The organism is Streptomyces sp. NPDC048295, assembly GCF_040652135.1.
GTDB lineage: Bacteria > Actinomycetota > Actinomycetes > Streptomycetales > Streptomycetaceae > Streptomyces.
The window spans coordinates 23,241-48,596 of record NZ_JBEZLL010000022.1 but is presented as its reverse complement, the minus strand read 5'-3'; the positions used below and the strand labels follow the sequence as shown (position 1 = coordinate 48,596).

Genomic DNA, 25,356 nt, shown 5'->3' with positions numbered 1-25,356 from the left:
CCCGGGTGTCACTCACACCGGTGGTGCGGAGCAGCGGCGGCCGATGGGCGGTACCCGGCCCGGAAGCCGCCCACTGCCGGCTCCCCACCGGTGGCCGAGGCCCGTGCGGCGGCGCCCACCACTCTCCCCGGCCGAGCCCTCCCGGGGGAACCGGAGCGGCCGTTACTGCGCGGGGGCGGCGGCGTGTGCGCTCTTCTTGCGCGCACGGTAGGCGGCGGCCTTGATCTTGTTGCCGCAGGACTCCATGCCGCACCACTGCCGCCGCGTGCCCCGTGAGCGGTCGATGTAGACACGGGTGCACTCGGGATTGCCGCACTCCTTGAGCAGGGGTACGTCAGGCCCGCTCAGGAGCTCGACCGCGAGGCGCGCCACGGTGGACAGGGCTTCGTCCGGCGTCGCTTGCGTCCACCGTCCCGAGGCGGTGAGCCGCGGTGCGGCGGGCGGTCTGCGCGCCGCACCGTTCAGCACGTCCAGTGCCTCGTCGGTGTACTCCTCACCGAGCCGACGGGCCGTGACCAGCTGGTAGACGGCCTCCCGCACGGCCTTCGCGCGGTCGACGTCGGTCCGGTCGCCGGGGGAGACCGCGTCGACGATGCCGGACTCCAGGTACCACGCCCGCAGTCGCTCCGGTGTCACGAACATCTCGAACCGCACCGAGCGCCGGGCCCGGAGTGTCGCGGCGAAGTCGAGCGCCGGGCTTCCGCAGACGAAGACATGGTCCAGATTCACATCACCATTCTGGCAGGTGACTATCGTGTCGGCAAGGCTCGTCACCTGCCGGCCAGGTGGCCGTCTCCGTGCTGCCGTCCCCGTGTTCCCGGCCGGAGCGCAGCCGGATCTCACGGCCCTGCCATCGTCCGCGCAGCCAGCGGTCGTGGCTGGCCAGGACGATCGCCCCGGGCCCGGTGCCCAGAGCGGCCTCCAGCTCGTCGCACAGCCGCGGGGACAAATGGTTCGTGGGTTCGTCGAGCAGAAGCAGCTCCGGCGGACGCGCCACCAGGAGCGCCAGTGCGAGCCGGCGGCGCTGACCGACCGACAGCCGGCCGACCGGCCTGTCCAGATCCGCCTCGTGCAGCAGACCCAGCGAGCCCAGCGGGACCGTTTCCGCCCGCTCGGCGCCCAGCGCACGCTCGTAGGTCTCACGCCCGGTCAGGTCGGGCCTGCCGAACACGGTGTCCTGGGCCAGCAGACCCACCGTCAGTCCCTGCCGCCGCCTCACCTCGCCCTCGGCCGCGAGCCGCCCGGCGAGCACGGACAGCAGCGTCGACTTGCCCGCGCCGTTGCCTCCCGTGACGAGCAGACGATCGGTCGCCGGTACGTCCAGGCGCCCGACGGCCAGCCGGCCCGGCACCCGCACATCGCGGAGGCGGACCAGGGAGTCGTCCACCGACCCCTCGGCGGCCGGGACGGTCACGGCGAGCGCGGTCCCGTGGAAGCGCAGCGGCTGCGGCGGCTCACCGACCTGGCTGCGCTCCAGCCCGTCCAGCCTGCGGGTGGCGTTGCGCACCCGCCGGGAGATCTGGCTCTGCACCCGGCCGCCCCGGTGGCCGTATCCCATCTTCTCGTTGTCGCGCCGCTCCCGGTCGGGCGCCACTCGGTGCGCGGTCACACCGGCCGAGTGGCGCAGCGCCGCCAGCTCCTCCTGCTCCTCGGCGTACCGCCGCTCCCAGCGTTCCCGCTCGGCGCGCTTCTCGGCCAGGTAGGCGCTGTAGTTGCCGCCGTAGCGGACCGGGCCGTCCACGGCCGGATCGAGGTCGATCAGATCCGTGCAGACGGCGTCGAGGAACGCCCGGTCGTGGCTGGCCACCACGACGACCCCGGGCAGCCCGCGCACCTGCTCCTCCAGGAAGGCGGCGGCACCGTCGTCGAGATGGTTGGTCGGCTCGTCCAGCAGCAGTGCCGAAGGGCGCCGGACCAGCAGAGCGGCCAGCGCCAGACGGCCGCGCTGCCCGCCGGAGAGGGAGCCGAGCGCCCGGTCGTGCCGGAACGCGCCGAGACCGAGCCCGTCGAGCACGATCGCGGCACGCCGGTCCGCGTCCCAGACCTCCCGCTCCTGGGCCTGTTCGAGCTGCCGTCCGTACGCGTCGAGCAGCTCGGCGTACCCGGGGGAGTCCTGCGGGACGTGGGCGAGCCGCTCGGTGAGACGTTCGAGCTCGGCCAGGTCGTCGCGGGCCTCGCGCAGGGCTTCGTCCAGCACGTCGGCGATCGTCGACGCGTCGTCGAACGGCATTTCCTGGTGCAGGAAGCCCAGGTCGGCCGGGCGCGTGATGGTTCCGGCATCGGGTTCGTCCACTCCGGCGAGCAGACGCAGCAGCGTCGACTTGCCGACGCCGTTCTCCCCGATCAGCCCGATGCGGTGGCCGGGGGAGGCAGTGAGGGAGACGCCGTCGAGGACTCGCTCGGTCCCCAGGGTCCGGACGACGTCATGAGCAAGCAGGGCCGGTCGAGACATGGTGGTCCACCTGATGTGTTCGGTGTTCGGCCCGCCGGGTGGTGACCCACCTCGGGCGCGGGCCCGGTCGGCACGTCGGCGGTTCACACCTCGGGCGCACCCGTCTCCGTCAGCTCACCGCCGGCCAGCCGCAGCCACCGGGCCACGCCGATCCGGGCCAGGAAGGGCTCGTCGTGGCTGACCACCACGAACGCTCCCCGGTACGAGCCCAGCGCGCTCTCCAACTGGCCCGCGCTCACCAGGTCGAGGTTGTTCGTCGGCTCGTCCAGGAGCAGCAGCTGCGGAGCCGGTTCGGCGCACAGGACACAGGCCAGGGTGGCGCGGAGCCGCTCGCCGCCGGACAGCACCCCGACGGGCAGATGAGCCCGGGGACCCCGGAACAGGAAGCGGGCGAGCAGGTTCATCCGCTCCGCCTCCGGGCGGTGCGGCGCGAAAGCGGTGAAGTTCTCCGCGACGGTACGGTCCGGGTCCAGCAGGTCCAGCCGCTGCGAGAGGTAAGCGATCCGGCCGTCCGCCCGCTTGATCTGCCCGCCGTCCAGGCCGAGTCCGCCGTTGAGCAGCCGCAGCAGTGTGGTCTTGCCGGAGCCGTTGGGGCCGGTCAGCGCGATGCGTTCGGGGCCCCGCACGGTCAGGTCGACACCCGGTTGGGCGAACACGGCCCGTCCGGCGTGGTGGACCTGCATGTGCTCGCCGAGTACGAGGGTGCGCCCGGCGGGCACATCGGTGTCCGGCAGATCCAGTGCGATGCGCTGCTCGTCGCGCAGGGCGCGCCCCGCCTCGTCCAGCCGGGTCCTGGCCTCGCTGACCCGGGACGCGTGCAGCTGCCCCGACCGGCCCGCGGATTCCTGGGCGCCCCGCTTCATGTTCCCGGCGAAGATACGGGGCAGGCCCGCGCTCTTCAGATTGCGGGCGGCATTGCTCGCTCGGCGCTCGGCGCGTTCGCGGGCCTGCTGCATCTCCCGCTTCTCCCGCTTCAGCTCCTGCTCGGCGTTGCGGATGTTCTTCTCGGCGACTTCCTGCTCGGCCCGCACGGCCTCCTCGTACTCGCTGAAGTTGCCGCCGTGAAAGCGCAGTTCGCCGCGTTCGAGTTCGGCGATGCGCTCCATGCGGTCGAGCAGCGCCCGGTCGTGGCTGACCAGCAGGAGGCAGCCGCCGAACTCCTCCAGTACGTCGTAGAGCTTGTGGCGGGCGTCGAGGTCGAGGTTGTTCGTCGGCTCGTCGAGCAGCAGTACGTCGGGCCGCTTCAGCAGCTGGGCCGCCAGGCCGAGCGAGACGACCTGGCCGCCGCTGAGTGTGCTCAGGCTCTGGTCGAGGGGGAGATCGGCGAGACCGAGCCGGTCCAGCTGGGCGCGGGTGCGTTCCTCGATGTCCCAGTCGTCGCCGATGGCCGTGAAGTGTTCCTCGCTCACGTCCCCGGACTCCACGGCGTCCAGGGCCCGGATGATCGCGGCGACGCCCAGGACCTCGGCGACCGTGAGGTCGCCGGTCAGGGGGAGGGTCTGCGGGAGGTGGCCGAGCGTGCCGCCCACGGAGACGGACCCGGCGCCGGGCCGCAGCTCACCTGCGATGAGCTTGAGCAGGGTGCTCTTGCCGGAGCCGTTGGGCGCGACCAGGCCCGTACGGCCGCTGCTCAGGGTGAAGGACAGGTCCTCGAAGACAGGGGTGTCGTCGGGCCAGGCGAAGGACAGGTTGGAGCAGACGACGGAGGCGTCGGACATGAAGAGACCTCGAAGGAGATACGGGCAGGCAGAGACTGGTGCCCGGGACATGGAAGAAGGGTTCGACTGAACGGCCACGACGGCGATGCTCCTGGGCATCGGCCGGTGGCCTGACAGGTCGGGGTATCACCCCGAGATGTCGTCGTCACCCACCATGTCTGGTCTCCTCACTACATGATCAAAGCGCTTGTCAGCCTAGCAGGTTCCCGGGTCCTACAGGCCGAGATCGGCGGCCAGGCAGGAGAAGGACATCCACGAGCCCTCCGGGTCGTACCCATCCCTCCCGGGCTCCCTCGGGGAAGCGGGCCTCACCTCGACCATGTCCTGGTAGGGGACGCGCTCGGGCAGCTTCCCGAACCGCTCGTGCCGTGCTGCGGCGGCACTGTCCTCCGTGTCCTCGGTACGCAAGGTGCTCTCCGTGATCGCGGCGTTCTCGGTGGCCTCGGTGTTCACGGCTGTCCTGGTGTTGACAGCGGTCTTGGTGTTCATGGCCGGCCTCCGCTCGATCGGTTGTCGCTCGCGCATCACGCCATGGCACTCGGCTGATACGAGTGTCACAGCAGCTGCGTCACCTGTCAAGCCGGTGACGCACTCGGTGGCTCAGAAGCGGTCCACGTCGGCGACGGCCAGGGCGAAGGCGGCGGGTGCCTCCTGCGGCAGGTTGTGGCCGATGCCCCTCGGCGTGCGGTGCTCGTACGCGCCCGTGAACCTGTCGCGGTACGACGATCCGCCGCCCGGTGCGGTGAAGGGGTCGAGCTCGGCGTCGAGGGTGATGGTGGGCACCTCGATGACCGGCCGTGCGGCGAGGCGCTCCTCGAAGTGGTCGTAACGGCGCTCGCCGTCGGCGAGGCTCAGCCGCCAGCGGTAGTTGTGGATCATGATGTCGGCGTAGTCGGGGTTCTCGAAGGATGCGGCCGTACAACGGGCACGGCATGTCCCATGCGATTCGTCACCGATCAAACAGGTGGCGTCGGTGATTCGTGCGTATCGTGTTCGGCTTGTGCCTGCGGCGAACCCGATGGAGGAGAACCGGACATGACAGCCCCGTACCCGCCGATCGATCCCTACGACCACGGCATGCTCGACACCGGCGACGGAAACCTCATCTACTGGGAGACGTGCGGAAACCCCGACGGGAAGCCCGCCCTCGTGGTCCACGGCGGCCCCGGTTCGGGCTGCTCGACGGGCCCGCGCAAGTCCTTCGACCCGGAGCGCTACCGGATCATCCTCTTCGACCAGCGCGGATGCGGCCGGAGCACACCCCATGCCGCCGACCCCGGCACCGACATGGAGCTCAACACCACCGAGCATCTGATCGCCGACATGGAGCGGCTGCGCGAACACCTCGGCGTCGACCGGTGGTTGCTCTTCGGCGGCTCCTGGGGCTCCACGCTCAGCCTCGCATACGCCGAGCGGTACCCGGAGCGGGTGTCCGAGATCGTGCTCGCCGCGGTCACCAGCACGCGCCGCTCCGAGATCGACTGGCTCTACCGGGGCGCGGGCCGCTTCTTCCCGGAGGCCTGGCAGCGGTTCCGGGAAGGCGTCCCCGAGGCCGACCGGGACGGCGACCTTCTCGGAGCGTACGCGCGCCGTATGGCGCACCCCGACCCGGACGTACGGGCCAAGGCCGCGACCGACTGGTGCGCCTGGGAGGACGCGGTCCTCTCGGCGGAGCCGAACGGCTCCCCCAACCCGTACGGCAGCAGGCCGCCCCGGGCCATGCTGGGGCTGGTACGGATCTGCTCGCACTACTTCTCCCACGGTGCCTGGCTGGAGGAGGGGCAGCTGATCCGCGACGCGGGGCGCCTGGCGGGCATTCCCGGCGTCCTGATCCACGGCCGCCTCGACATCAGTGGACCGCTCGACACGGCCTGGGAGCTCGCTCATGCCTGGCCCGGCGCGGAACTCGTGGTCATCGAGGACTCGGGACACAAAGGCAGCGCCGCCATGAGTGCGGCTCTGTACGCGGCGTTCGAGCGCTTCGCGCAGCAGTAGTCGGCAGCAGCCGCACGGGTTTCACCCCAGGAACGCCGTAACGGTTGCCACGAACGGGTCCGCGTCGTCCAGCCAGGGGCAGTGACCCGCTCCTGGCTGGACGACGAGTACGGCCTCGGGGAACAGTTCGGCCGCCTCGGCCACCGACCGGGGAGGGCTGTTCACATCGAACTCTCCGGCGAGCAGCAGGACGGGGGACCCGAAGCCGGCGAGCGCCGCACGGGTGGCATCCGGGGTGAAGGCGCCTTCGGCCGCGAAGCGGGCGACGGCCTCCTCGTTGTCCGGCCTGCTCGCCACCCGGTGCTGCTGCGCCGCGGCGTCCCAACGGCCGCAGAAGAAGGGATCGATGGCCTCCCAGTCGCCACCGGTTCCCTCGGCGATCGCCTCCAGGGCGGCGAACGCCGCCGGGAACCACGGCTCGTTCCTGCGGAGCAGCGCGAGCTCCCGTCGCATGTCCCCGGTGACCCTGACCCCGAGGGCCCGGGTGCCGGGGGAGATCAGGGCGAGCCTGCCGACGTTCTCCGGGTGACGCGCCGCGTACTGCGTCGCGAGGTTCGCTCCGGCGGAGTGGCCGAGCAGATCGATCCGGGCGAGTCCGAGGTGCGCGCGCAGGGCCTCGACGTCCGCGACGAGACGGTCGCAGCGGTAGGAGGAGGTGTCCTCGGGGATCGCGGACCGCCCGGTGCCGCGGAGATCCAGGACGATCAGCCGGCGGTGCGCCGACAGGCCGCCCAGGTCGCCGAGGTAGCGGGAGTCCGCAGGTCCGCCGGGGACGCAGACGACCGGGTCGCCGAAGCCGTCGCCGTGCACACGGTAGGCGAGCCGGGTTCCGTCAGGTGCGAAGAAGGTGGGCATGGGCATCGATCCTGCCAGCCATAACCGGGTTCTACAACCTGGTTATGGTCGATGCGGGGCCCGGGGTATATAACCGACTCATGGCAGGCGAAGAGAGAGCGCACCGGATCCCCGGGGAGCTGACCGAGGAACAGGCCGGGCAGATGCTCGCCGACATGAACGAAGTCATCCGCGCGGGGGAGGAGATGCGGAAGCTGCGCGCCGAAATGATCAAGCTGCTCATCGGCCTGGGCTGGACGCAGGACAGGATCGGCCGGCTCGCGTCCATGAGTCAGCCCGCAGTCTCCAAACACATGGCGAAGCACCGGACGGACGGACCGCCGCCCCCGATGGAGCTCTCCCTCGACCAGTACGACACCCCGTGGCTCGAAGGACGGCTGTGGGGCCTTGCCGAGGAGATCTCGGAGACCCTCCACGGCACCGCCCGCTGCACCCGCTGCGTCGACGCCGTCGCCCGTGGGAAGAAACGCTTCACCCCCGAGAACGTCGACGAACTGCGACGCCTCGTCGAAGAGGACCTGAGGCTGCACCGGGCGACGATGCCCGGCAGCTACCAGGACGCGTACGACAGGATCAGCCGCGCCCTCGACGTCCCCCCGAAGGCGAACGCCACCACCGGATCGGCCTCCGTGCGCCGCACCCTCGCGCACCGGATCCAGCGCGACCGGCTCGGGGACGACGCCTGACCGACGACATCTGGCCTTGGACGCACGCGTATGGAATTGAGCGTTGTGGCTATGGTTCGTCTCTTCGGGGCGGCGTTGACTGATCGGCATGACGAACGAACAGAACATTCAGCAGAGCACGCAGCAGAACATTCAGCAGGCCGGTTCGGAGCCGATTCTGGTGATCGGCGGCACCGGAAAGACCGGACGCCGTGTGGCGGAGCGGCTCACCGCGCAGGGGCTGCCGGTGCGCGTGGGATCCCGCAACGCCGAACGGCCCTTCGTGTGGGAGGACCCCAGCACCTGGGAGGCGGCACTGGAGGGCGTCGGAGCCGTCTACGTCACCTACTACCCGGACCTCGGGTTCCCCGGAGCCGCGGAAGCCGTCGGCGCCTTCTCCGAGCTCGCCGTGAAGAAGGGCGCGCGCCGGCTGGTACTGCTCTCCGGGCGCGGTGAAGAGGGCGCGGTCAACAGCGAGAACAAGCTCAAGGAGTCCGGGGCCGATTGGACCGTCGTACGGGCCAGTTGGTTCAACCAGAACTTCAGCGAGAGCTTCTTCCTGGAGCCCGTTCTCGCCGGTGAGCTCGTGCTGCCGACCGCCGACGCGGTGGAGCCGTTCGTGGACGTCGAAGACATCGCCGACGTCGTCACCGCCGCCCTCACCGACGACAGGCACATCGGCAGGACGTACGAGCTGTCCGGGCCCCGGTCGCTGAGTTTCGGTGAGGTGGCCGCCGAACTGTCGCGGATCACCGGCCGGGAGATCACGTACACCCCGGTCACCCTCGACGACTACCGGGCGGGCCTGCGGGAGAACGGGCTGCCTGTCGAGTTCGCCGACCTGTTCGCCCTGATCCTCGACGGGCGCAACGCCGGCGTCGTCAACGGCGTGAAGGAGGTTCTCGGCCGCGAGCCGCGCGACTTCTCTGCCTTCGCGAAGGATGCTGCCGCCGCGGGCGCCTGGAACGTCTGACAACGCCCGGCAGAACCCGGCAAGATCTGAGGGAGCCCGGTACGGACATTCGGCCCGGCGCCGCACCCGCAAGCCGAATGGGGATCACCACATGGACGTGCTCACCGGACTCCTGGACGGGCCGAAGGCGCGCGGCGCCTTTCTGCTCAAGTCCGTCTTCGACCCGCCCTGGTCGCTCCGCGTCGAGGACCGTGCTCCGATCTCCCTGGCCACCATGGTCCAGGGCAGCGCCTGGGTGATGCCCGACGGCGGTGTGCCGGCCCTCATCGGTCCCGGCGACATCGCCGTCCTGCGCGGCCCCGACCCGTACACGATCGCCGACGCGCAGGACACCCCCGTCCAGATCACTGTCGGGCCCGATCAGCGCTGCAGTACCACCGTCGGCGAGGACGTCACCGACACCATGGCCCTGGGGGTGCGGACCTGGGGGGACCCGCTCGGGCAGGGCTCGTCCGTCATGCTCAGCGGTACGTACCAGGCGCCCGGCGAGATCGGCCGCCGGCTGCTGGGCGCCCTGCCCACCCTCCTGGTGCTGCCCGCCGCTTTCGACGACACCCCGCTCGTACCCCTCCTGGCCGAGGAGATCGGCCGCGACGAGCCGGGACAGGAACTGGTCCTCGACCGCCTCCTCGACCTGCTCTTCGTCAATGTGCTGCGCGCCTGGCTCGCGGATCCGGACGCCGGTGCGCCTGCCTGGTACCACGCCCGGTCCGACCCCAGGGTGGGGCCCGCACTGCGCTTTCTGCACGATGATCCGGCCCATGCGTGGACGGTGGATTCGCTGGCCCGCAAGGTGGGCGTCTCCCGGGCGGGCCTCGCCCGCCGCTTCACCGAGGTCGTCGGTGAGCCGCCGATGACGTACCTCGCCAACTGGCGCCTCGCCCTGGCCGCCGACCTGCTGCGCGAACCGGACGCCACGGTGGCCGCGGTGGCGCACCAGGTCGGCTACAGCAGTGCGTTCGCGCTGAGTTCGGCCTTCAAGAGGGTGCGGGGGGTCAGCCCGCAGGAGTACCGGAAGGGCGGCGCCGTGCCGATGGTCCTGCCGCAGGCGACACCGTCCCGGACGGTGGTGCTGGGCGGCTGAGCTCCGGTCCGGTCCCGTCCGCTCGCGTCACGCCCGGCAGGGGCGGCCGGGCGGTCACCCGTCATACCCGCGCTCGCGTGCTGAGCGAACGACCGAATTCCACAGTGAGGACGCTCCGATGACCACTGATCCGATGACCGCCGATCCCCAGCACATGCCGCAGGCGCCGTCGCCCCGTCCGGGCAGGGCCGCAGGCATTCTGCTGGTGATGTCCGTCATCGCCGTGGGTCTGATGGCCGGTCTGTTCTTCGCCTTCGACGTGTCCGTCATGCCCGGCCTCGCCCGTACCGACGACCGGCTGTACGCGGAGGCGATGCGGAACTTCAACCAGGTGATAGATGACAGCGGTCTGTTCGCGCTGATCTTTCTGGGCGCACTCGCCGTGACGGTGGCCGTTGCCGTCATCGAGTACCGCAAGGGAAGCCGTGCGGTCGCCCTGTGGGCGGGGGGCGCCTCCGCGCTCTACGTGGTGGCACTGCTGGTCACGTTCACCGTCAACATTCCCCTGAACAACGAGCTCGCCACGATCGCCGATCCGGCGAAGGCGAGCGACCTCTCGGTCGTCGACAAGTTCAAGGGGGTCTGGGAAACCACCAACATCATGCGCACCCTGCTGTGCACCGCGGCCCTGGGCTGCCTGGCGCACAGCCTGAAACTCCACGGCCGCGCAGGGGTCCGGGTCCCGAACTGATCGACCCGTGGTCGTGCTCCGACGAAGTGCCGCGGCAGATCGTGGGATGCGGACCGCGGCAGCTGCCTCGCGCTGCCCGGCGACCGGGTCGATGTCATCCTGCTGTACCTCGCCGTGCACGGCGTGATCGTGGACGACCTCACCGTGCCCGACGTCCTCGTCGTGCCCGACGTCCTCGCCGGTTCCGCCGGTGAGCCGATCGACGAGCTGTGCCGGCGCCTCCTGCCCCCGCGACTCGGCGGAGGACGCCCGAGGGGAGGCGGCCTACCCGGGGACCTCCGTGCGCTCCCACCATTCGTAGACCGGCAACTTCCCCTCGGCCGTCGCCTGGTGGCGTGATGTGGCCCTGAAATGTTCGTACCCGCCACGGAACGGAATCTTGATGTCGGGCCCGGGGGCGGCGAGGGGGACGATCCGGTCGGGGAGATCGTCGGGGCCGCCTTCGAGGACTGCTTTCGGTGTGTCGGTCATGGCGAGAGTTTCTCCGGGCAGTGGGCCGGCTCCTTCGTGACGCGCCGAAGGGTCCACGGCTGCCCGCCGCTCCCCACTCCGACGGCGTGCATGAGAGGACGAGGGCGGGACCGGCGACGAGGCCGGGGACGAGATGGAGACCCTCGCCACCGCGGAGCCGTGCGTGCTGTGCGGATCACCGGGCCGCACGGCCCGGTCGGCACTCGCCGTACGCCGAGGGCGCGGCTGGAGGAGCAGTGCCGCCGTCCAACGCCGACCCGGAACGCAGCGACGCCGCCCACCGCCGGGCCCGCCGCCGGAACGCCGACGGTCGGACGCGGGTGGAGATCCATCCGCTGAACCGGTCGCAGGTGTCACGGCCGCTCCAGCGGGTGGTGGAGGACCGTACGATGAACGTCCTGGGCCGACGTCCCGGGACGATCAGCCGGGCACCGATCTCCTCGGACCGGCCGGAGCCATGTCCCGTGCGATTTCGCGCGCCGTGCGACCGAAGAGTTCTATCGCCCGGCTGCCGCCGTCGGACCGCCACATCAGACCGTATCCGAGAGGTTCGTCCCCCTCCACCGGGATGTAGGAGATACCGGGTCGGCCGTGGTACAGGACGACGTGGGCCCCTGCCAGCAAAGCCCCGCTGCCGCCCGCGACGAGCGTCAGTGCTTCCTGGAAGTTGGTGACGGACGGGCCCCGCTCGATCGGCCTGCCGCTGGGGGTGCGCCTCGGCAACCGGTGCTCCAGCCAGTACTCCGGAATGTCCCCCGCGATCGTCAGCAACGGCACACCGGCCAGGTCATCGAGTGTCACCGTATTCCGTCCGGCCAGGGGATGACCGGCGGCCACCGCCAGCACCCTGTCCTCGGTGAGGAGCGTCGGTCCGCGGGTCAAGTCGTCCTCGTGCACCGGGTAATCCGTCAGCTGGAGGTCGAAATCGCCTCTCCGCAGCATTCCGTACGGATCGGAGAGCGGCACTTCGCACAGCTCGACGGCGAGTTCGGGATGAGTGATGCGCAGTTTCTCGGTCGCCTTCATCACCATCTCTCCGGCCAGGGGCGTCGAGAAGCCGATGTGCAGGATCCCCTCGATGGCGCGTGCCGACGCGACGGCACGTGCCAGGGCGTTCTCGATGCCGCGGTAGTGGGGTTCGAGATCCTCACGGAGGCGGCTGCCCAGACCGGTGAGCGCCACTCTGCGGCTCGTCCGCGTGAACAGGGGCGCTCCCACGCGCCGCTCCAGCTTCTGGACGAGCTGACTCACCCGGGCGCGGGAGAGGCGCAGGCGGGTGGCGGTGCGGCCGAAGTGCAGTTCCTCGGCGAGTACGAGAAAGCATTCGAGTTCGTGCTGGTCCACGTACGTCTCCGGGATCACGTAGGACATGTATCGGTAAGCCTGGCTGACCGAACGTTGCGATCATCGCTGTTGTTCCCGTCCGGGGTGTGGAGAAGGCTTGAGGCATCACCAACACCCACCACTCCGGAAGGGGTTCATCGTCATGAGTACCTTGAGTACGCCGAGCGGGCTGGACGCGCGCAAGTGGGGCATCCTGCTCGTGCTGTGCGGCGCGATCTTCCTCGAAGGCATCGATGTCGCCATGCTCAATGTGGCGTTGCCGTCGATCCGCGCCGACCTCGGACTCACCACTGGTGAGCTGCAGTGGGTCATGAGCGCCTACGTACTCGGTTACGGCGGTTTCATGCTCCTCGGCGGGCGGGCGGCCGACCTGTTCGGACGCCGTCGGATGTTCGTCCTCTGGCTCACCGTCTTCCTGCTGTTCTCCGGGCTCGGCGGATTCGCCACCGAGGGGTGGATGCTGATCGTCGCGCGATTCATCACGGGCGTCGCCGCGGCCTTCATGACCCCGGCGGGTCTGTCCGTCATCACCACGGGTTTCGCCGAGGGGCCCGAGCGGAACAAGGCCCTGCTCCTCTACTCGGGCACCGCCGCGGGAGGGTTCACGATCGGACTGGTCGCCGGCGGGCTGCTCACCGCCGTCGACTGGCGGTGGGTCTTCTTCGCCCCGGTCGTCCTCTCCTTCCTCATCCTCGTCGCCGCCCTCGCTCTCGTTCCCAGGTCGGAACGCCCGGACGGAACGACCAAGCGTATCGACGCCGCCGGCGCGCTCACCGTGACCACTGCGCTTGTACTGATCGTGCTGGGTGTCGAGCGTGCGGCCCACGCCGGAATCACCGCCACCGCCGGCACCTTGCTGGGCGGGCTGGTGTTCCTCGCGGCCTTCCTCGTCATCGAACGGCGCTCCGCCGAGCCCCTGGTACGCCTGGGTATTCTCCGCAACGCCTCCCTGGTGCGGGCGAACCTCTCGGCGATGCTGTTCGCTGCCGGGTTCTTCGGCTTCCAGTTCCTGGTGGTGCTCTATCTCCAGGAACTGCGCGACTGGTCGACGCTGCAGACGAGCTTCGCGATGCTCGTCGTCGGAGTCGACGCGATTCTCTCGCCGACCCTCACCCCACGGCTGGTCAACCGCTTCGGCAACGCCGCGGTGATCTTCGGGGGGCTCCTGCTGGCCGTGCTCTCCTACGGGCTGTTCCTCCCGCTGGGAGCGGACTGGAGCTACGCGGCGATGTTCCCGGGCCTGATCGTCCTCGGTCTCGCCTTCTCCCTGGCGTACGGCCCGCTCACCATCGTGGCCACGGAAGGGATCGCGGAGGAGGAGCAGGGACTCGCGGGCGGCCTGCTCTACACCGCCTTCCAGTTCGGTGCCGCCCTCGGGCTCTCCGCGGTCACCACCGCCAGCGTGGCCGCCACGCACGCGCAGACTCCTGCCGCGCTGCTGGAGGGTTACCGGGCCGGTCTGCTCGTGCCGTTCGCGGCGGCGGTGGCCGCCGCTGTCATCAGCGCGTTCGGCCTGCGCCCCCGGCGGGGCGCCGCGCCGTCCGCCATGGTGGAAGCAGTGTCGGGCGCCGCGCCGGAGGCCGTCGCCGGGCGAACCGACACCCCCGTCTCCCGCTGATCCCCGAATGGACGGACCCGTGCACGGCTTGCCCCTCCTGCAACAGGAGGTCCTACGTTCCCATGCCATGAAGATTGTTGTTCATGACACGGCGTCCGCCATGTTCGATCTCCTGCACAGCCCGTTGGAGGAGCGGCCCGACGCCCTGAGGGACATGCTCCGCCCGCTGCAGAGCGTGCTGTCCGCAGTGGTTGACATCGACACGTTCCAGCTGCACACGACGGGCAGCGGCTTCCGGATCGACCGCGAGGACCCGCGCTACCTGACAGCCCTGCGACAGATGCGGGACGCGGGAGTGTGGGACCGGATCGAGAGCTGTCTCGCCGCCGGGTGGGAGCGGCTGAGCGGTGCGGTGCCCGAAGCCACGGCCCGAGGCCCGGTGCTGCTGCCGCCGCCACTGTCGGTGTCGGTGTCGGTCAGTCCACCGGGACCAGCGTGAGGTAGGCCATACCGAGCACACCGCGGTAGCCCCTCAGCCAGCTCGCCCGATGCCGGTCGACGCGCTCGCGGGTCTCCTCGGCCAGCGGGTGGTCCGGGTGAGCGGCCAGCCACTCCTCCACGTCCGACTGATAGCCGGACTCGAAGTCCTCCCACTCGTCGTCCCCTGCCGTCTCGATCCAGACGGGCCGGAAACCGGCGGACACGGCGAGGTCGACGAGTGCGGCCAGATCATGGAACTCGTCGGCACGGGCGTCGGGCCACATCGCGGACAGTTCGGCCGAGGTGGGGGAGCGCTGCCAGAAGCCCTCGGCGAGCAGGACCCGCCCGCCCGGCGCGACGATCCGGCGCAGTGCACGCAGCGCGCCCGCGGTGTTCTCGGGCGGTTCCGCGTTGCTGAGGGCGTGGCTGGCCCCGAGACACAGGACGAGGTCGGCGATCCCGTACGACACCTCCTCGGCGGACCCCTCGACGAACTCCACGCGTCCGGCCAGTGCACGGGCCTCGGCGTTCGCGCGCCCCCGGGCGATGTCCTCACTGTTGGGATCGATTCCGGTCCCGGTCGCCCCCGGCACCGCTTCGAGGACCCGGAGCATCAACTCCCCCCAGCCGCACCCGATGTCCAGCACCCGTACGGGGGCGGCCCGGCCGAGCCGGTCGACGATCCGTGCGGCCCGTGCCTCGGAGAGGGGGCCATGGAAAGTGAGCCGGGTCAGGCGCGGGGGAAGATCGGTCTCAGTCATGCGGCGCACGCTAACGCCACCGGGCCGGCCACGGACACCGGTTTTCGCTCCAGCCGCACCGGACCAGGCATGATTTCCGGAAGGTCATTGCCCGACGTCCTCCCGCTTCGGCGGTACCTTCGGAATCGGAACACTCTCCGAACACCCCTCGAACACGTTCCGAGGCTGCGAACGACCCACGAGGAGCGAGGACATGCCCGGTCGCCCGAGCACGCGTTGACGCCGTAGGCCGTGTCCGGCCTGTCATCGCGTGCGGGATGCAGGGCCGCGTGGCCGCGACGATCAACTTCGCGGGCATGGGACTGGCCCCGGTCGGCTCGCTGGTCGGCGGCATGTTCGCGCAGGAGTGGGCACTGCGCACGGCCCTTGTGGTGACGACCGCGGGCATGATGCTGTCCCCCGCGCTGATGGCCCTGTCCCCGCTCGCCCGGCTGGGACGGGTCCTTTTGAAGCAGCCGGGAGCGGGGTGGGGCGTCACCGCGGGCGGGCCTGCGGGAACAGGCGACGACTCCCGGGGGCCATGAGGCCTACCGCCCCACCTCGGCGATTTTCGTATACCAATGTGTGCCGAGTTGGAGATACGCGAGGGGAATTTCGGGCGAATCCCGCGATGGGCCTGGTGGTGCTCTTGCTGCCTTTCTGGTCTTGGTATACAAACTGGTTGCTGTTCGCATCGAGCGACACAACCGAAGGAGTTCCATGACGCCTCCTCCCTCCCCGCCGTCCCGGCGCGGCGTCCTCGCCGGTGCCGCCTCCCTGGCGGGCGCCGGTGTCGCCATGTCCACAGGTGTGCCGTCGGCCGCGGCCGACTCCCGCGGTGCTTCCCGCCGCGAACTCCGCGACGCGGTGGTCTTCCGTGATGTCCGGCCCATGGGCGCGGCGAAGCCGGTGGATCTCACGGTCGTCGACGGCCGCATCACACGTGACCCGGCACCCCGGGGCGCCAAGGTGATCGACGGTGGCGGGCGCATCGCACTCCCGGCCCTGGTCGACGCGCACATCCACCCCGACAAGACGACGTGGGGCGGCGAGTGGGTGTCGCGCAAGCCCGCCGACACCATCGCCGAACTCGCCGAGCAGGACGCGGAGTTGTTCCGAAGCCAGCGTCGCCCGGTGGCCGAGCGGGCGTACGGGCTCATGGCGCACGCCGTGACCCGCGGCACGAGGGGGATGCGGGCACACGCCGACATCGCCCCGGCCTACGGCCTGGCCGGCGTGGAAGGCCTTGGACAGGCGCGCGAACGGCTCAAGCACGCGCTCGACGTGCAGATCGTGGCCTTCCCGCAGCACGGCGTCATCCGCACCCCCGGCACCGCGGAGCTGCTCCGGGACGCCGCCCGCAGCGGGATCGTGGACATGGTGGGCGGGCTCGACCCGATCAGTTTCGACCACGCCATGGACGAGCAGCTGGACCTGCTCTTCGGTCTCGCGGACCGTTACGGAGTCGGCGTCGACATCCACCTCCACGACCGGGGCGAGACCGGCCTGACGGTGCTGCGCGCCATCATCGACCGCACCCGGGCCCTGTCCCTCAACGGCAAGGTGACCGTCAGCCATGTCTTCTGCCTGCCCGGCCTCTCCGACGCCGAACTGGCGAGGACCGCCGCGGACCTGGGGGAGCTGGACATCGCCCTGACCACCGTGGCACCCAGCGCGTCGCTGGTCCTGCCGATGGCGAAGCTGCGTGAGCACGGCGTACGGGTCGGGCTCGGCTCGGACGGGGTGCGTGACTCCTGGAGCCCCTTCGGCAACGCGGACATGTTCCACCGGACACACCTGCTCGGCTGGGTCACCGATGTGCGCCTCGATACGGAACTGGCCGCCTGCTACGAAGCCGGCGCGCATGGCGGCGCCGACGTGATGCGGCTGCCCCGCGCCGACCTCACCCCGGGCTCGCCGGCCGACTTCGTCCTGCTCCGCGCCGAGTGCCTGCCGCAGGTGGTGGTGGACATGCCCGCCCGCGACATGGTGGTGCACGGCGGACGGGTGGTCGCCCGTGACGGCCGGCTGACCTGACCGTTCACCTCCTTCCGGTCCGCCGCCCGGGCCACCCCGATGCCGTCCCGTCACTCCCTCGCACGCATAGGGTGACGGGACGCCCCGGACGAAGCGCGGGCGCCGGGACACCCCGGAAGGCAGAGGGAGGACGGCACACGTGACGGCAGCCACCGGCCGGAAGGGCGACGAGGAACAGGCGGCCGCCCCGGCGACGCGCACACCACTGAGCGAGATCGCGCGCCAGGCCGTCAGGGACCGCATCATCGACGGCAGCTACCCGCAGGGTGCCCGGATGGTGGAGCGCGAGATCGCCCAGGACCTGCGGATGTCGCGGGTCCCGGTGCGGGAGGCGCTGCGGGCCCTGGTGGAGGAAGGGCTGCTGGACCTGCTGCCGCACAGCGGTGTGCGGGTGCGGCGGCTGGAGCGCGACGACGTGGAGCATCTGTACGACGTGTGGGAGCCGCTGGCCATCCAGGCGTCCCGTCTCGCCGCCCGCCGCGTGGCCGCCGCCGCGCCCGGTGAGCCTGCCGCCCTGACGGATCTGCGGGCCGTACTGGAACAGGCGGAGGCCGCCGCGGCCACCGGGGACCGGATCCGGGAGAACGGCGCAGGCACCGCCTTCCACGACGGGATCGTGGCCCTCGCCGACAACCCGCTGCTGGCCCAGCTCATGCTGCGGCTCAGTGGCCAGCTGCGGCTGCTCTTCGGCCTGAACACCGAACCCGCTCCGATGCGCGCGCAACACGGCGAGATGTACGAACGCATCGCAGCGGGAGACGCCGACGCCGCGGCGGCGATCACCCTCCTCCACGTACGCAAGAGCCGGGAGCTCGCCCTGCGCGCCGTGACCGCCTGATCCTGCGGGGCGCACCGGGACCGGGCGTGTCGCGAGACGACGGCCAAGGGGCGACGGCGCCTCCGCCGTCGCTCAGCCCAACGCGTCGGCCGCGCTCACGAGAAACCCGGAGAGGGTCTCCTCGCCGGGGGAGGGGACATCCATCAGCCCCCAGCGGCCGACCTTGCCCGTCCCGGTGTCGAGGAACGATCCCGCGTACGGGTCGTCCGGGTTGTCCGCGGTGAACGGCAGCCAGGCACCCGGCCAGTGGCCGGTCGAGACCATCATGGAGTACAGGCTCATGGCCCGTTCGATCCGCAACAGCCCCTCCCCGTGCAGGAAGGTGTTCAGGCCGTCCTCCGCTTTCTCGTCGCCGACGAGCAACGCGGGCAGCGGCAGACCGCTCCGTTCCCACAGCCACAGGATCTGCTCGGGCAGATCCTGACCCAGCATCTCCGCGTAGCCGGGCTCCCGCTCGAACGCGGCCGGGTCCGGAGGCACGGGGTACAACGCGCCGCCCGCTCCCATGTCCCACAGCCATCGCAGCCTGAGGGGAAGCGGCAGGGCGAGCATCTCCTGATAGCCGACCATGAACCCGAACGCCGCGAGATGCGCGGGCATCTCATGGGTGCCGTCACGCAGCAGCCACAAGGCCTTCAGCCCGGCGGGCAGGGCGAAACCCGTCTCCTGCTCCGCCGCCTCCAGCTGCCCGGAAGCCGCGGGCGGGCGCAACGTCGCATGTGACATCGGGGCGTGCGCCTTCAGCCATGTCTCTATTCGGCCCCACGTCGTCACCACGGCGGCGACCTCGTCCGGCTCGTCCTCGCTGGGCACCATGCACGTCAACATATACGCGGCTGGGCACGCCGGTCGGGTCCTCCGGTCCCGTCCGGCGACAGGCCGGAGCCGGCCCGGAACCGGAGCCGGTACTCCGTCGGTGTCGTGTCGAGTTTCCGGCGGAACGCCCGGATGAGGGTGTCGGTCGTACCGAACCCGCAGGCGGACGCGATGCGTTCAAGGGTGGCGTCGGTGGACTCGAGCTGGTTGCGGGCCCTTTCGACGCGGACCGACTCGACGTACGAACTCGGGGTCAGGCCGAGTTCGGCCTTGAAGATCCGGGTGAGCTGGCGCTCGCCGACATGGGCGTACGCGGCGAGGTCCGCGACGGTGAGCCGCTCGCCGATGTTGTCCATGATGTGGTGGCGGAGGTCCTCGATGCGCCGGGTCGTGGAGACGGGTTCGAGAGGAACGCTGAACTGGCTCTGCCCGCTCGGCCGCTTCAGGTACATCACGAGCTGCCGGGCGACGCGCAGCGCGACGGCCTCGCCGAAGTCGTCGGCGACGAGGGCGAGCGACAGGTCGAGACAGGCGCTGATGCCCGCACCGGTCCATACGTCCCCCTCGCGGATGAAGATCGGGTCGGCGTCGACCTCGACCGTGGGGTGGTCGGCGGCGAGTTGCTGCGCGGTCGACCAGTGGGTGGTGGCGCGCCTGCCGTCGAGCAGCCCGGCGGCGGCGAGGATGTGTGCCCCGACACAGACGGATGTGACCCTGCGGGTCCTGGCGGCGAGCGTCTTCACCCGGGCGACCACGGTGGGGTCGGTGAGGGCGTGCACACGGCGCCGGCCGTCGACCTCGACCGCCCCGGGCACCAGGAGCGTGTCGATGCTCCTGGCGGACACCTCGTGGAAGGTGGTGTCGGGGAGGATGCGCACGCCGGCGGAGGTGGTGACGGGGTCCATGGTCTCGGCGGCGAGAACGACGGTGTAGCCCGTCGCGTCGTCCGTCTCGCGTCGCAGGAGGGCGAACACTTCCGGTGGTCCGGTGACATCGAGCAGGTCGACCCCTTCGAAGAGGACGATGACGACGAGTCGTTCGACGGTGCTCATGGGGTGGTCTCCGCCCGATCGGCAATGGTCTGCAACACCGAGGTCTGCAACACCGAGATCTGCGACAGCGACGGCGCCGACAGCGGTCTCGGCAGTAGCGATGTCGGTATCTGCATGTTAGATGGCATTGCCGACATGCCTCGGCCGACCGTAGCGTTCTGAACGCAACCCAACACACGATCCGAGGCGGTACTTCCATGGCTACGACGACCCTGCGCGAACTCAACGGCTTCGACGAGACGCCCGCGTCGCTCGCCGACTCGACGCTGATCCTGGTCGACTACCAGAACACCTACGTCGGCGGCGTGATGGAGCTGGACGGCTGGCAGGCCGCGCTCGACTCCGCAGCCGCACTGCTGGTCCGGGCCCGGGAGGCGGGCGCGAAGGTCATCCACGTCATCAACGACGGCGGCGAGGGGACCCCGTACGACATCCGGGCGGACATCGGCATGATCCACCCGAGTGTGGCACCGGTCGGGGGCGAGCCCGTGGTCGTCAAGAAGGCACCGAACGCCTTCGTCGACACCGACCTGGGCGAGCACGTCGACGCTGCGGGCCACGAGGACGTCATCGTCGCGGGGTTCATGACGCACATGTGCGTGACGTTCACCGCGGAGGGCGCCTTCCTGCGCGGCAACCGGCCCACGGTGGTCGCCGACGCCTGTGCGACGCGGTCCCTGCGGTCGATGGGCACCGAACTGAGCGCCGACCAGATCCATCACGGCGCGCTCGCCACCATCTCCGACCTCTACGGGGTGGTCGTCGAGTCCGGCAAGTCCCTGACCTGAGGTCCGCGGCCGCAGCGCCGCTACGACCTGGGCGCCGTCGACCGGTTGCCCCGCCGATTCCGCGGCCGGGCACCGATCCGGCAGCTTCACGCCCCACCGGTACGGAGCCTCAGGACTTCGGCACCGGCGGGAGTTCTGCGTGCCTGACCGTGTAGCCGCCCTTGGTCACCGGGGCGTACGGCGCGGGTGCCATGCAGGTGCCGACGGGGGCTTCCTCGGGAGCGGCATCGCCGGCCGGCATCAGGTTCACACCGTTCCAGGAGAAGCCCACGCGGTCGTCGGAGTGCCCCTCGTCCTTGCCGCCGTCGTAGACGCTGAACCCGAGCCGCCGCCCGACATCGGGCGGACCACCGGGGCTGACCTTGGTGATGACCGCCGTCAGGGTCGCGGTACGAGGGCCCGTGATCAGGCAGTCCACGCGCCCCTCGGAGATGTAGGTGGTGTTCCGATCGGCCGAGTAGTGGGAGACCCTGATCGTTCCCCGGGCGTCGGTCGGCAGGCCCGTGGGTATTCCGGGCAGCGGCCGGCTGTACGGGGCGGCGTGCGCGTCGAAGCTGAACGAGCGGATGTCGTCGTCCTTGTAGTAGGGCAGGACGAACACCGCCCTTCCGGTGACGCTCGCGTGCACCGGCTTCTCTTCTCTCCGCCCGGCCGCTGACGCGGAAGCGACAGAGGCGCCGCTGAGCGGCAGGCAGACGGCGAGCGCGGCGAACACGGCCATCGTCTTGCGTGGTGACAGGCACATCACTGTGGTCTCCTACGAGTTGACGTTCCTTCGTGGCGATTCCCATCCTTCACGGCCGCACCCTCCCGGCTCATCAACCGCGATCCGTAACATCCACCGCGTTCACCTCAACCGAGAGACCCATGGGTGTCAGCCTCCGGTCGCATGGGCGGCGCGGTCGGGGCCTGGCCCCACGGGTGGGTGGGGCCGGCCCCACCGTGGAGCCGATCCTGCGGGAACCGGGCCCCGTACCGTGCACAGTGAGGACACCGAGCCGCACGGGTCGGGGCGGCGCGCGGTGCGGGAGACGAGGGTGCCGCGCCCCGGAGTCACGGAGTGAGAAGGAACGGGCATGCGACAGCTGGTGTCGTGGGCGGCAAGCGCCTGCGTGGGGTTCGTACGAGCGTGTGTCGTAGTGGTCGTCAGTATGCTGGTCCCCGCGGTGTGGGTGGCCGCGGTGGCGCTGGGGATCCGGTGGGGAGCGGGGAACCCGTGGTCGTGGCTGGCGCCGTTCGTGCTGGTGAGCGTGGGTACGCTCGGCCTCTCCCGCCCGGTCTGCCGGACGGTCCGCTTCCTCGTCGCCAGGTGGACGGCCACCGTCATCCCGGCCGGCTACCGGCAGGCCGGGCCGGTGACGCGGATGTCCACCGGGTACTGGTGGAACGGTTTCGGCTACGAACGCACCAGCCGCGACGCCCTCATGGACCAGAGATGGCGGATCCGCTGGAACGACCCCGCGAACCGGCGCGACCTGTGGTTCATCGCCGTCGCGCCGTTCACCGTGGGCGTGGTCGCCGCGCTCCCGCCGGCCGGGCTGGCCGTGGCGGTCATCGAGCTCGGCCGGACGGGGGCCGCCGGGCGCCTCGTCGGAGTACTCGGCCTGGTCGTGGCCGTCGCCGGCGCCCCGTACGCCTGGCGGACCGTCGAGCCGGCGGCCGTCCGCTTCCTGCGTGCGTCGCCCGCGATGGTGCTGGCGGACCGGGTGACGGAGCTGACGGCCCAGCGCGCGGACACGACGGTCGCGCAGGCCGCCGAGATCCGCCGCATCGAACGGGACCTGCACGACGGCGCGCAGGCCCGTCTGGTCGGGCTCGGGCTCTCCCTGGCGACCGCGGAGAAACTGATGGAGACCGATCCCGACCGGGCCAAGGCGCTGATGCGGGAAGCGCGGGCGGGCGCGGCCACCTCGCTCACCGAACTCCGCGAACTGGTCAGGGGAATCAACCCACCGGTGCTGAACGATCGGGGGCTCGTCGAGGCCGTGCGCGCCTTTGCCCTGGACAGCCCGCTCGAAGCGACCGTCATCACCCGGCCCCTGCCGCGGCTGGACCCGCCCGTCGAGTCCGCCGTCTACTTCGGAATCGCCGAGCTGATGACCAATGCGATCAAGCACGCCCGCGCGACCCGGGCACAGATCTCCATGTCCTGGGACGATCTCGGCCTCGTCGTCGAGGTCGAGGACGACGGCCGGGGCGGGGCCTGGGTGCACGACGGCGGCGGACTCGCGGGGCTGCGCCGCCGACTCGCGGCCTTCGACGGCACCCTGGAGATCACCAGCCCGGCGGGCGGACCGACCCGGGCGAGGATAGTGGTGCCATGCGAATCGTTGTAGCCGAAGACCTCTACCTCCTGCGCGACGGGATGGTCCGCCTCATCGAGGCGTACGGACACCAGGTGGTGGCCACGGCGACCACCGGACCCGAGACGCTCGACGCACTGCTGAAATGGCGCCCGGACGTCGCCGTCGTCGACGTCCGCATGCCGCCGACCCAGTCGGACGAGGGCCTGCGTGCGGCCCTCGCCGCGCGCGGCGAACTGCCCGGACTGCCGGTCCTGATCCTCTCCCAGTACGTCGAGCAGCTCTACGCCCGCGAGCTCCTGGCCGACGGCACCGGAGGCATCGGCTACTTCCTCAAGGAGAGCGTGTTCGACGCCGACCAGTTCATCGACGCCCTGGAACGCGTCGCAGGCGGCGGAACCGCCATGGACCCCGTCGTCATCGCCAAACTGCTGTCCAGCGGCTCCTCGAACCGACGGCTGGAACGGCTCACCGAACGCGAACACTCCGTGCTCGGTCTCATGGCCGAAGGACTGTCCAACCAGGCCATCGCCCGGCGGCTCTTCCTCAGCGAGAGCACCATCGGCAAGTACACGACCTCGATGTTCGGCAAACTCGGCATCACCGATGACGACGACAACCACCGTCGCGTGCTGGCCGTCCTCGCCTACCTGAACGAGCCCTGACGTACCCCTCGTGCCGGTGCGCCGAACTGCTCACCGGCTACGCCGACTTCGCCGAGGCCGACCGGCCGGTCCTGCTGCTCGTACGGCTCGCGACCGTCGAACCCGCCCCCGTCACACCTGCACCGCTGCCCGGGCGACGATGCCGAACCCCCGATGTGGTCGTGGTACGCCCGGTACTCCCGCCGCCGATGGTCGATGGCGGTCTCGTCGGGGAAGCCATGGCCCGGGGCGGCAGTTGTGCGGGGCTCACCGCTGCCGAGCCGACCGGATCGCCGCAGCCAGGCCCGCACCTTGTGCACACGTACCCGCTGCTCCACACGTTCCCCGGGTCCCGTGGTGCTCCGCACCCCGACCCGGGGTTCTGCTGGACGGCCAACTCCGCCCGCAGGCACGGAATTCGCATCCGCACAGATATGGAAGTGGCACCGTGTCGCGCGGGCGGTCGCGACGGTCGTCCTGTGACGGGATCTTCACGGCCATGTCCCGACTGTGTTCCATCGGGCGGTCGGCCGAAAATCGGTGGTTAGCCTGACGGCGCTCAAGGTGTCCCTGGGGGACGTCGCAACAGTCGGACGGAAGTGGGAACAGAGATGGGCAGTCGTACCGGACGCATGGTGTCGCGTAGGCAAATACTCGGACTGGCCGGAACGGGGCTGGGACTGGCCGTGTTCGGGACCGGGGTCGTGGGGTGCGGTCCCGAGGAGGAAGCGGACGTATCGGGCGGCAGTGCGACGCCGGGCGGGGACAGGGAGGGGGACACCTTCACCACCCCGCCACCGGGCACCGCGCCCGAGCCGCTGTGGAAGGCCGCCGCCGCCAACAGCGGTCTGGCCGGCAACGAAGCGCTCGCCACGATCGGGGACGTGGTCCTGGTGTCGGGCGACCCGCTGGTGGGACGGGACATCGTCAGCGGCAAGGAGAAGTGGTCGCGCAAGGGGGTCACCACACCCGGCGCCAGACTCGTCGTCGGCGGCGGCACGCTCTACCTCGCCAGCGCCGAGTACGACGGTGATGTGGTGGGTCTGGATCCTGCCACGGGAAAGGAGACCTGGCGCAGCCGCCTGGGCAAGAAGTACGAGCAGCCGCGCCCGATCGCGGCCGACGACCGTCATGTGTACGTCCTCGCCGGCATCCTGGAGAAGGACTTCACGACACCGAACAATGTGATCGCCGCGATCGACACCGCATCCGGCGGGATCGCCTGGCGCGAGCAGCGCGACGCGGGGACCGAGGAGTTCGGCATCACCGCCGGGGCCGTCGGCGGGCGCCTGGTCTACACGGACTACCGGGAGAACGTGACCGTCCGGGACACGGCGACCGGCCGGCAGCTGTGGACGAAGAAGATCAGCCGTTCCAACAACCGGCGCTTCGCCGTGCACGAGGGCCTGGTGATCGTGGCGGACGGCCGGCGGCTGCGGGCTTTCGACTTGGCCGGCGGCAGGGAACGCTGGTCGCTCCGGACGGAGGAGTTCAGCTCGTTCAACGACCCGCACGTCCTGGACGGGGTGCTGTACGCGGCCGACAGCGCCCGCGGCATGTGGGCGGTGGACCCCGGTACGGGCAAGCGGATCTGGCACAACAAGGACCTGCGGGAGTCGGCGACGCAGGCGTGGCGGTTCGTCAAGGTGCAAGGCACCCTGTACGGCGCGACCGAGTTCGACGAGGACGGCGGCGTGCACGCCTTCGACGCGGCGACCGGGAAACTGCGCTGGACCTACAACGACCACACCGGCGACATCCAGCAGTGGTACGTGGCGGCGGCGGGCGACCGGCTGGCCGCGATGCACGGGAAGCGGCTCTACGCGCTGCCCGCAGTGTGATGGGGCAGGTG

General features: G+C 70.6%; 24 protein-coding genes and 2 pseudogenes. 14 read left to right on the top strand and 12 right to left on the bottom strand.

What is annotated here, in order from left to right; translation table 11 throughout:
• Positions 1–162: 162 nt before the first annotated feature.
• The 5 genes and pseudogenes from AB0D53_RS28450 to AB0D53_RS28430 form a co-directional block, all read right to left on the bottom strand.
• On the bottom strand, positions 163–729 hold the full coding sequence (locus AB0D53_RS28450; RefSeq protein WP_362451695.1) for a CGNR zinc finger domain-containing protein: 567 nt from the start codon (positions 727–729) through the stop codon (positions 163–165).
• A 1-nt stretch (position 730) separates the two neighbouring features.
• Positions 731–2,452, bottom strand: coding sequence for an ABC-F family ATP-binding cassette domain-containing protein (locus tag AB0D53_RS28445; RefSeq protein ID WP_362451693.1), 1,722 nt, complete (start codon positions 2,450–2,452; stop codon positions 731–733).
• 83 nt (positions 2,453–2,535) lie between these two features.
• Positions 2,536–4,170 (bottom strand): ABC-F family ATP-binding cassette domain-containing protein, encoded by a 1,635-nt coding sequence (locus tag AB0D53_RS28440; protein ID WP_362451690.1) that lies wholly within the window; start codon positions 4,168–4,170, stop codon positions 2,536–2,538.
• A 213-nt stretch (positions 4,171–4,383) separates the two neighbouring features.
• A complete protein-coding gene (locus AB0D53_RS28435; protein WP_362451688.1) occupies positions 4,384–4,659 on the bottom strand; it encodes a hypothetical protein in 276 nt (91 codons plus the stop codon).
• 111 nt (positions 4,660–4,770) lie between these two features.
• Positions 4,771–5,088, bottom strand: a pseudogene (locus AB0D53_RS28430) (alpha/beta hydrolase); the annotation flags it as partial.
• Positions 5,089–5,205: 117 nt separating this feature from the next.
• On the opposite strand from AB0D53_RS28430, the gene pip reads away from it, so the two are divergent.
• On the top strand, positions 5,206–6,165 hold the full coding sequence (pip, locus tag AB0D53_RS28425) for a prolyl aminopeptidase (protein WP_362451685.1): 960 nt from the start codon (positions 5,206–5,208) through the stop codon (positions 6,163–6,165).
• Positions 6,166–6,186: 21 nt separating this feature from the next.
• On the opposite strand, the gene AB0D53_RS28420 is transcribed toward pip, so the two are convergent.
• Entirely contained in the window at positions 6,187–7,020 is an 834-nt protein-coding gene (locus AB0D53_RS28420; RefSeq protein ID WP_362451683.1) for an alpha/beta hydrolase, read from the bottom strand.
• 80 nt (positions 7,021–7,100) lie between these two features.
• On the opposite strand from AB0D53_RS28420, the gene AB0D53_RS28415 reads away from it, so the two are divergent.
• The 4 genes from AB0D53_RS28415 (at position 7,101) to AB0D53_RS28400 (ending at position 10,433) form a co-directional block, all read left to right on the top strand.
• On the top strand, positions 7,101–7,706 hold the full coding sequence (locus AB0D53_RS28415) for a sigma-70 family RNA polymerase sigma factor (protein ID WP_362451680.1): 606 nt from the start codon (positions 7,101–7,103) through the stop codon (positions 7,704–7,706).
• Positions 7,707–7,794: 88 nt separating this feature from the next.
• Positions 7,795–8,658, top strand: a complete 864-nt coding sequence (locus AB0D53_RS28410; RefSeq protein WP_362451678.1) for an NAD(P)H-binding protein — start codon at positions 7,795–7,797, stop codon at positions 8,656–8,658.
• Between the two features lie 91 nt (positions 8,659–8,749).
• Positions 8,750–9,742 carry an AraC family transcriptional regulator gene (locus tag AB0D53_RS28405; RefSeq protein ID WP_362451676.1) on the top strand — a complete coding sequence of 331 codons (993 nt, stop codon included), beginning with the start codon at positions 8,750–8,752 and terminating at the stop codon, positions 9,740–9,742.
• 118 nt (positions 9,743–9,860) lie between these two features.
• Positions 9,861–10,433: a DUF1772 domain-containing protein gene (locus tag AB0D53_RS28400; protein WP_362451674.1), complete on the top strand. Its 573-nt coding sequence runs from the start codon at positions 9,861–9,863 to the stop codon at positions 10,431–10,433.
• 264 nt (positions 10,434–10,697) lie between these two features.
• Here AB0D53_RS28400 and AB0D53_RS28395 read toward each other — a convergent pair whose 3' ends face one another.
• Positions 10,698–10,904 (bottom strand): DUF5988 family protein, encoded by a 207-nt coding sequence (locus AB0D53_RS28395; RefSeq protein ID WP_362451671.1) that lies wholly within the window; start codon positions 10,902–10,904, stop codon positions 10,698–10,700.
• A 420-nt stretch (positions 10,905–11,324) separates the two neighbouring features.
• The gene (locus AB0D53_RS28390) at positions 11,325–12,275 is read right to left on the bottom strand and encodes a LysR family transcriptional regulator (RefSeq protein WP_362451669.1); all 951 of its coding nucleotides are present in this window, start codon (positions 12,273–12,275) and stop codon (positions 11,325–11,327) included.
• Positions 12,276–12,390: 115 nt separating this feature from the next.
• On the opposite strand from AB0D53_RS28390, the gene AB0D53_RS28385 reads away from it, so the two are divergent.
• Complete coding sequence (locus AB0D53_RS28385) at positions 12,391–13,866, top strand: MFS transporter (protein WP_362451666.1); 1,476 nt, start codon at positions 12,391–12,393, stop codon at positions 13,864–13,866.
• A gap of 67 nt (positions 13,867–13,933) precedes the next feature.
• Complete coding sequence (locus AB0D53_RS28380) at positions 13,934–14,305, top strand: hypothetical protein (RefSeq protein WP_362451664.1); 372 nt, start codon at positions 13,934–13,936, stop codon at positions 14,303–14,305.
• Here AB0D53_RS28380 and AB0D53_RS28375 read toward each other — a convergent pair.
• Positions 14,283–15,047, bottom strand: coding sequence for a class I SAM-dependent methyltransferase (locus AB0D53_RS28375; protein WP_362451662.1), 765 nt, complete (start codon positions 15,045–15,047; stop codon positions 14,283–14,285). The genes AB0D53_RS28380 and AB0D53_RS28375 overlap by 23 nt on opposite strands.
• Before the next feature lie 254 nt (positions 15,048–15,301).
• Between AB0D53_RS28375 and AB0D53_RS28370 the strand changes: the two are divergent.
• The 3 genes and pseudogenes from AB0D53_RS28370 to AB0D53_RS28360 all read left to right on the top strand — a co-directional run.
• Positions 15,302–15,571: pseudogene (locus tag AB0D53_RS28370) on the top strand (MFS transporter); the annotation flags it as partial.
• A 175-nt stretch (positions 15,572–15,746) separates the two neighbouring features.
• Positions 15,747–17,063 (top strand): amidohydrolase family protein, encoded by a 1,317-nt coding sequence (locus AB0D53_RS28365; protein ID WP_362451659.1) that lies wholly within the window; start codon positions 15,747–15,749, stop codon positions 17,061–17,063.
• Between the two features lie 139 nt (positions 17,064–17,202).
• Positions 17,203–17,901 carry a GntR family transcriptional regulator gene (locus tag AB0D53_RS28360; RefSeq protein ID WP_362451656.1) on the top strand — a complete coding sequence of 233 codons (699 nt, stop codon included), beginning with the start codon at positions 17,203–17,205 and terminating at the stop codon, positions 17,899–17,901.
• 72 nt (positions 17,902–17,973) lie between these two features.
• Here AB0D53_RS28360 and AB0D53_RS28355 read toward each other — a convergent pair whose 3' ends face one another.
• Together AB0D53_RS28355 and AB0D53_RS28350 are read right to left on the bottom strand one after the other, a co-directional pair.
• Complete coding sequence (locus tag AB0D53_RS28355; protein WP_362451653.1) at positions 17,974–18,717, bottom strand: hypothetical protein; 744 nt, start codon at positions 18,715–18,717, stop codon at positions 17,974–17,976.
• 5 nt (positions 18,718–18,722) lie between these two features.
• Positions 18,723–19,769 (bottom strand): DJ-1/PfpI family protein, encoded by a 1,047-nt coding sequence (locus AB0D53_RS28350; protein WP_362451651.1) that lies wholly within the window; start codon positions 19,767–19,769, stop codon positions 18,723–18,725.
• Between the two features lie 197 nt (positions 19,770–19,966).
• On the opposite strand from AB0D53_RS28350, the gene AB0D53_RS28345 reads away from it, so the two are divergent.
• Positions 19,967–20,557 (top strand): cysteine hydrolase family protein, encoded by a 591-nt coding sequence (locus AB0D53_RS28345; protein ID WP_362451648.1) that lies wholly within the window; start codon positions 19,967–19,969, stop codon positions 20,555–20,557.
• Between the two features lie 109 nt (positions 20,558–20,666).
• On the opposite strand, the gene AB0D53_RS28340 is transcribed toward AB0D53_RS28345, so the two are convergent.
• The gene (locus AB0D53_RS28340) at positions 20,667–21,302 is read right to left on the bottom strand and encodes a hypothetical protein (protein WP_362451645.1); all 636 of its coding nucleotides are present in this window, start codon (positions 21,300–21,302) and stop codon (positions 20,667–20,669) included.
• A gap of 331 nt (positions 21,303–21,633) precedes the next feature.
• Here AB0D53_RS28340 and AB0D53_RS28335 point away from each other — a divergent pair, with 331 nt between their 5' ends.
• The 3 genes from AB0D53_RS28335 (at position 21,634) to AB0D53_RS28325 (ending at position 25,345) form a co-directional block, all read left to right on the top strand.
• Positions 21,634–22,893 (top strand): sensor histidine kinase, encoded by a 1,260-nt coding sequence (locus AB0D53_RS28335; RefSeq protein ID WP_362451642.1) that lies wholly within the window; start codon positions 21,634–21,636, stop codon positions 22,891–22,893.
• Positions 22,878–23,525: a response regulator transcription factor gene (locus AB0D53_RS28330; protein ID WP_362451639.1), complete on the top strand. Its 648-nt coding sequence runs from the start codon at positions 22,878–22,880 to the stop codon at positions 23,523–23,525. The genes AB0D53_RS28335 and AB0D53_RS28330 overlap by 16 nt, the downstream gene beginning before the upstream one ends.
• Before the next feature lie 590 nt (positions 23,526–24,115).
• A complete protein-coding gene (locus AB0D53_RS28325; protein ID WP_362451637.1) occupies positions 24,116–25,345 on the top strand; it encodes a PQQ-binding-like beta-propeller repeat protein in 1,230 nt (409 codons plus the stop codon).
• The last annotated feature ends 11 nt before the right edge of the window (positions 25,346–25,356 follow it).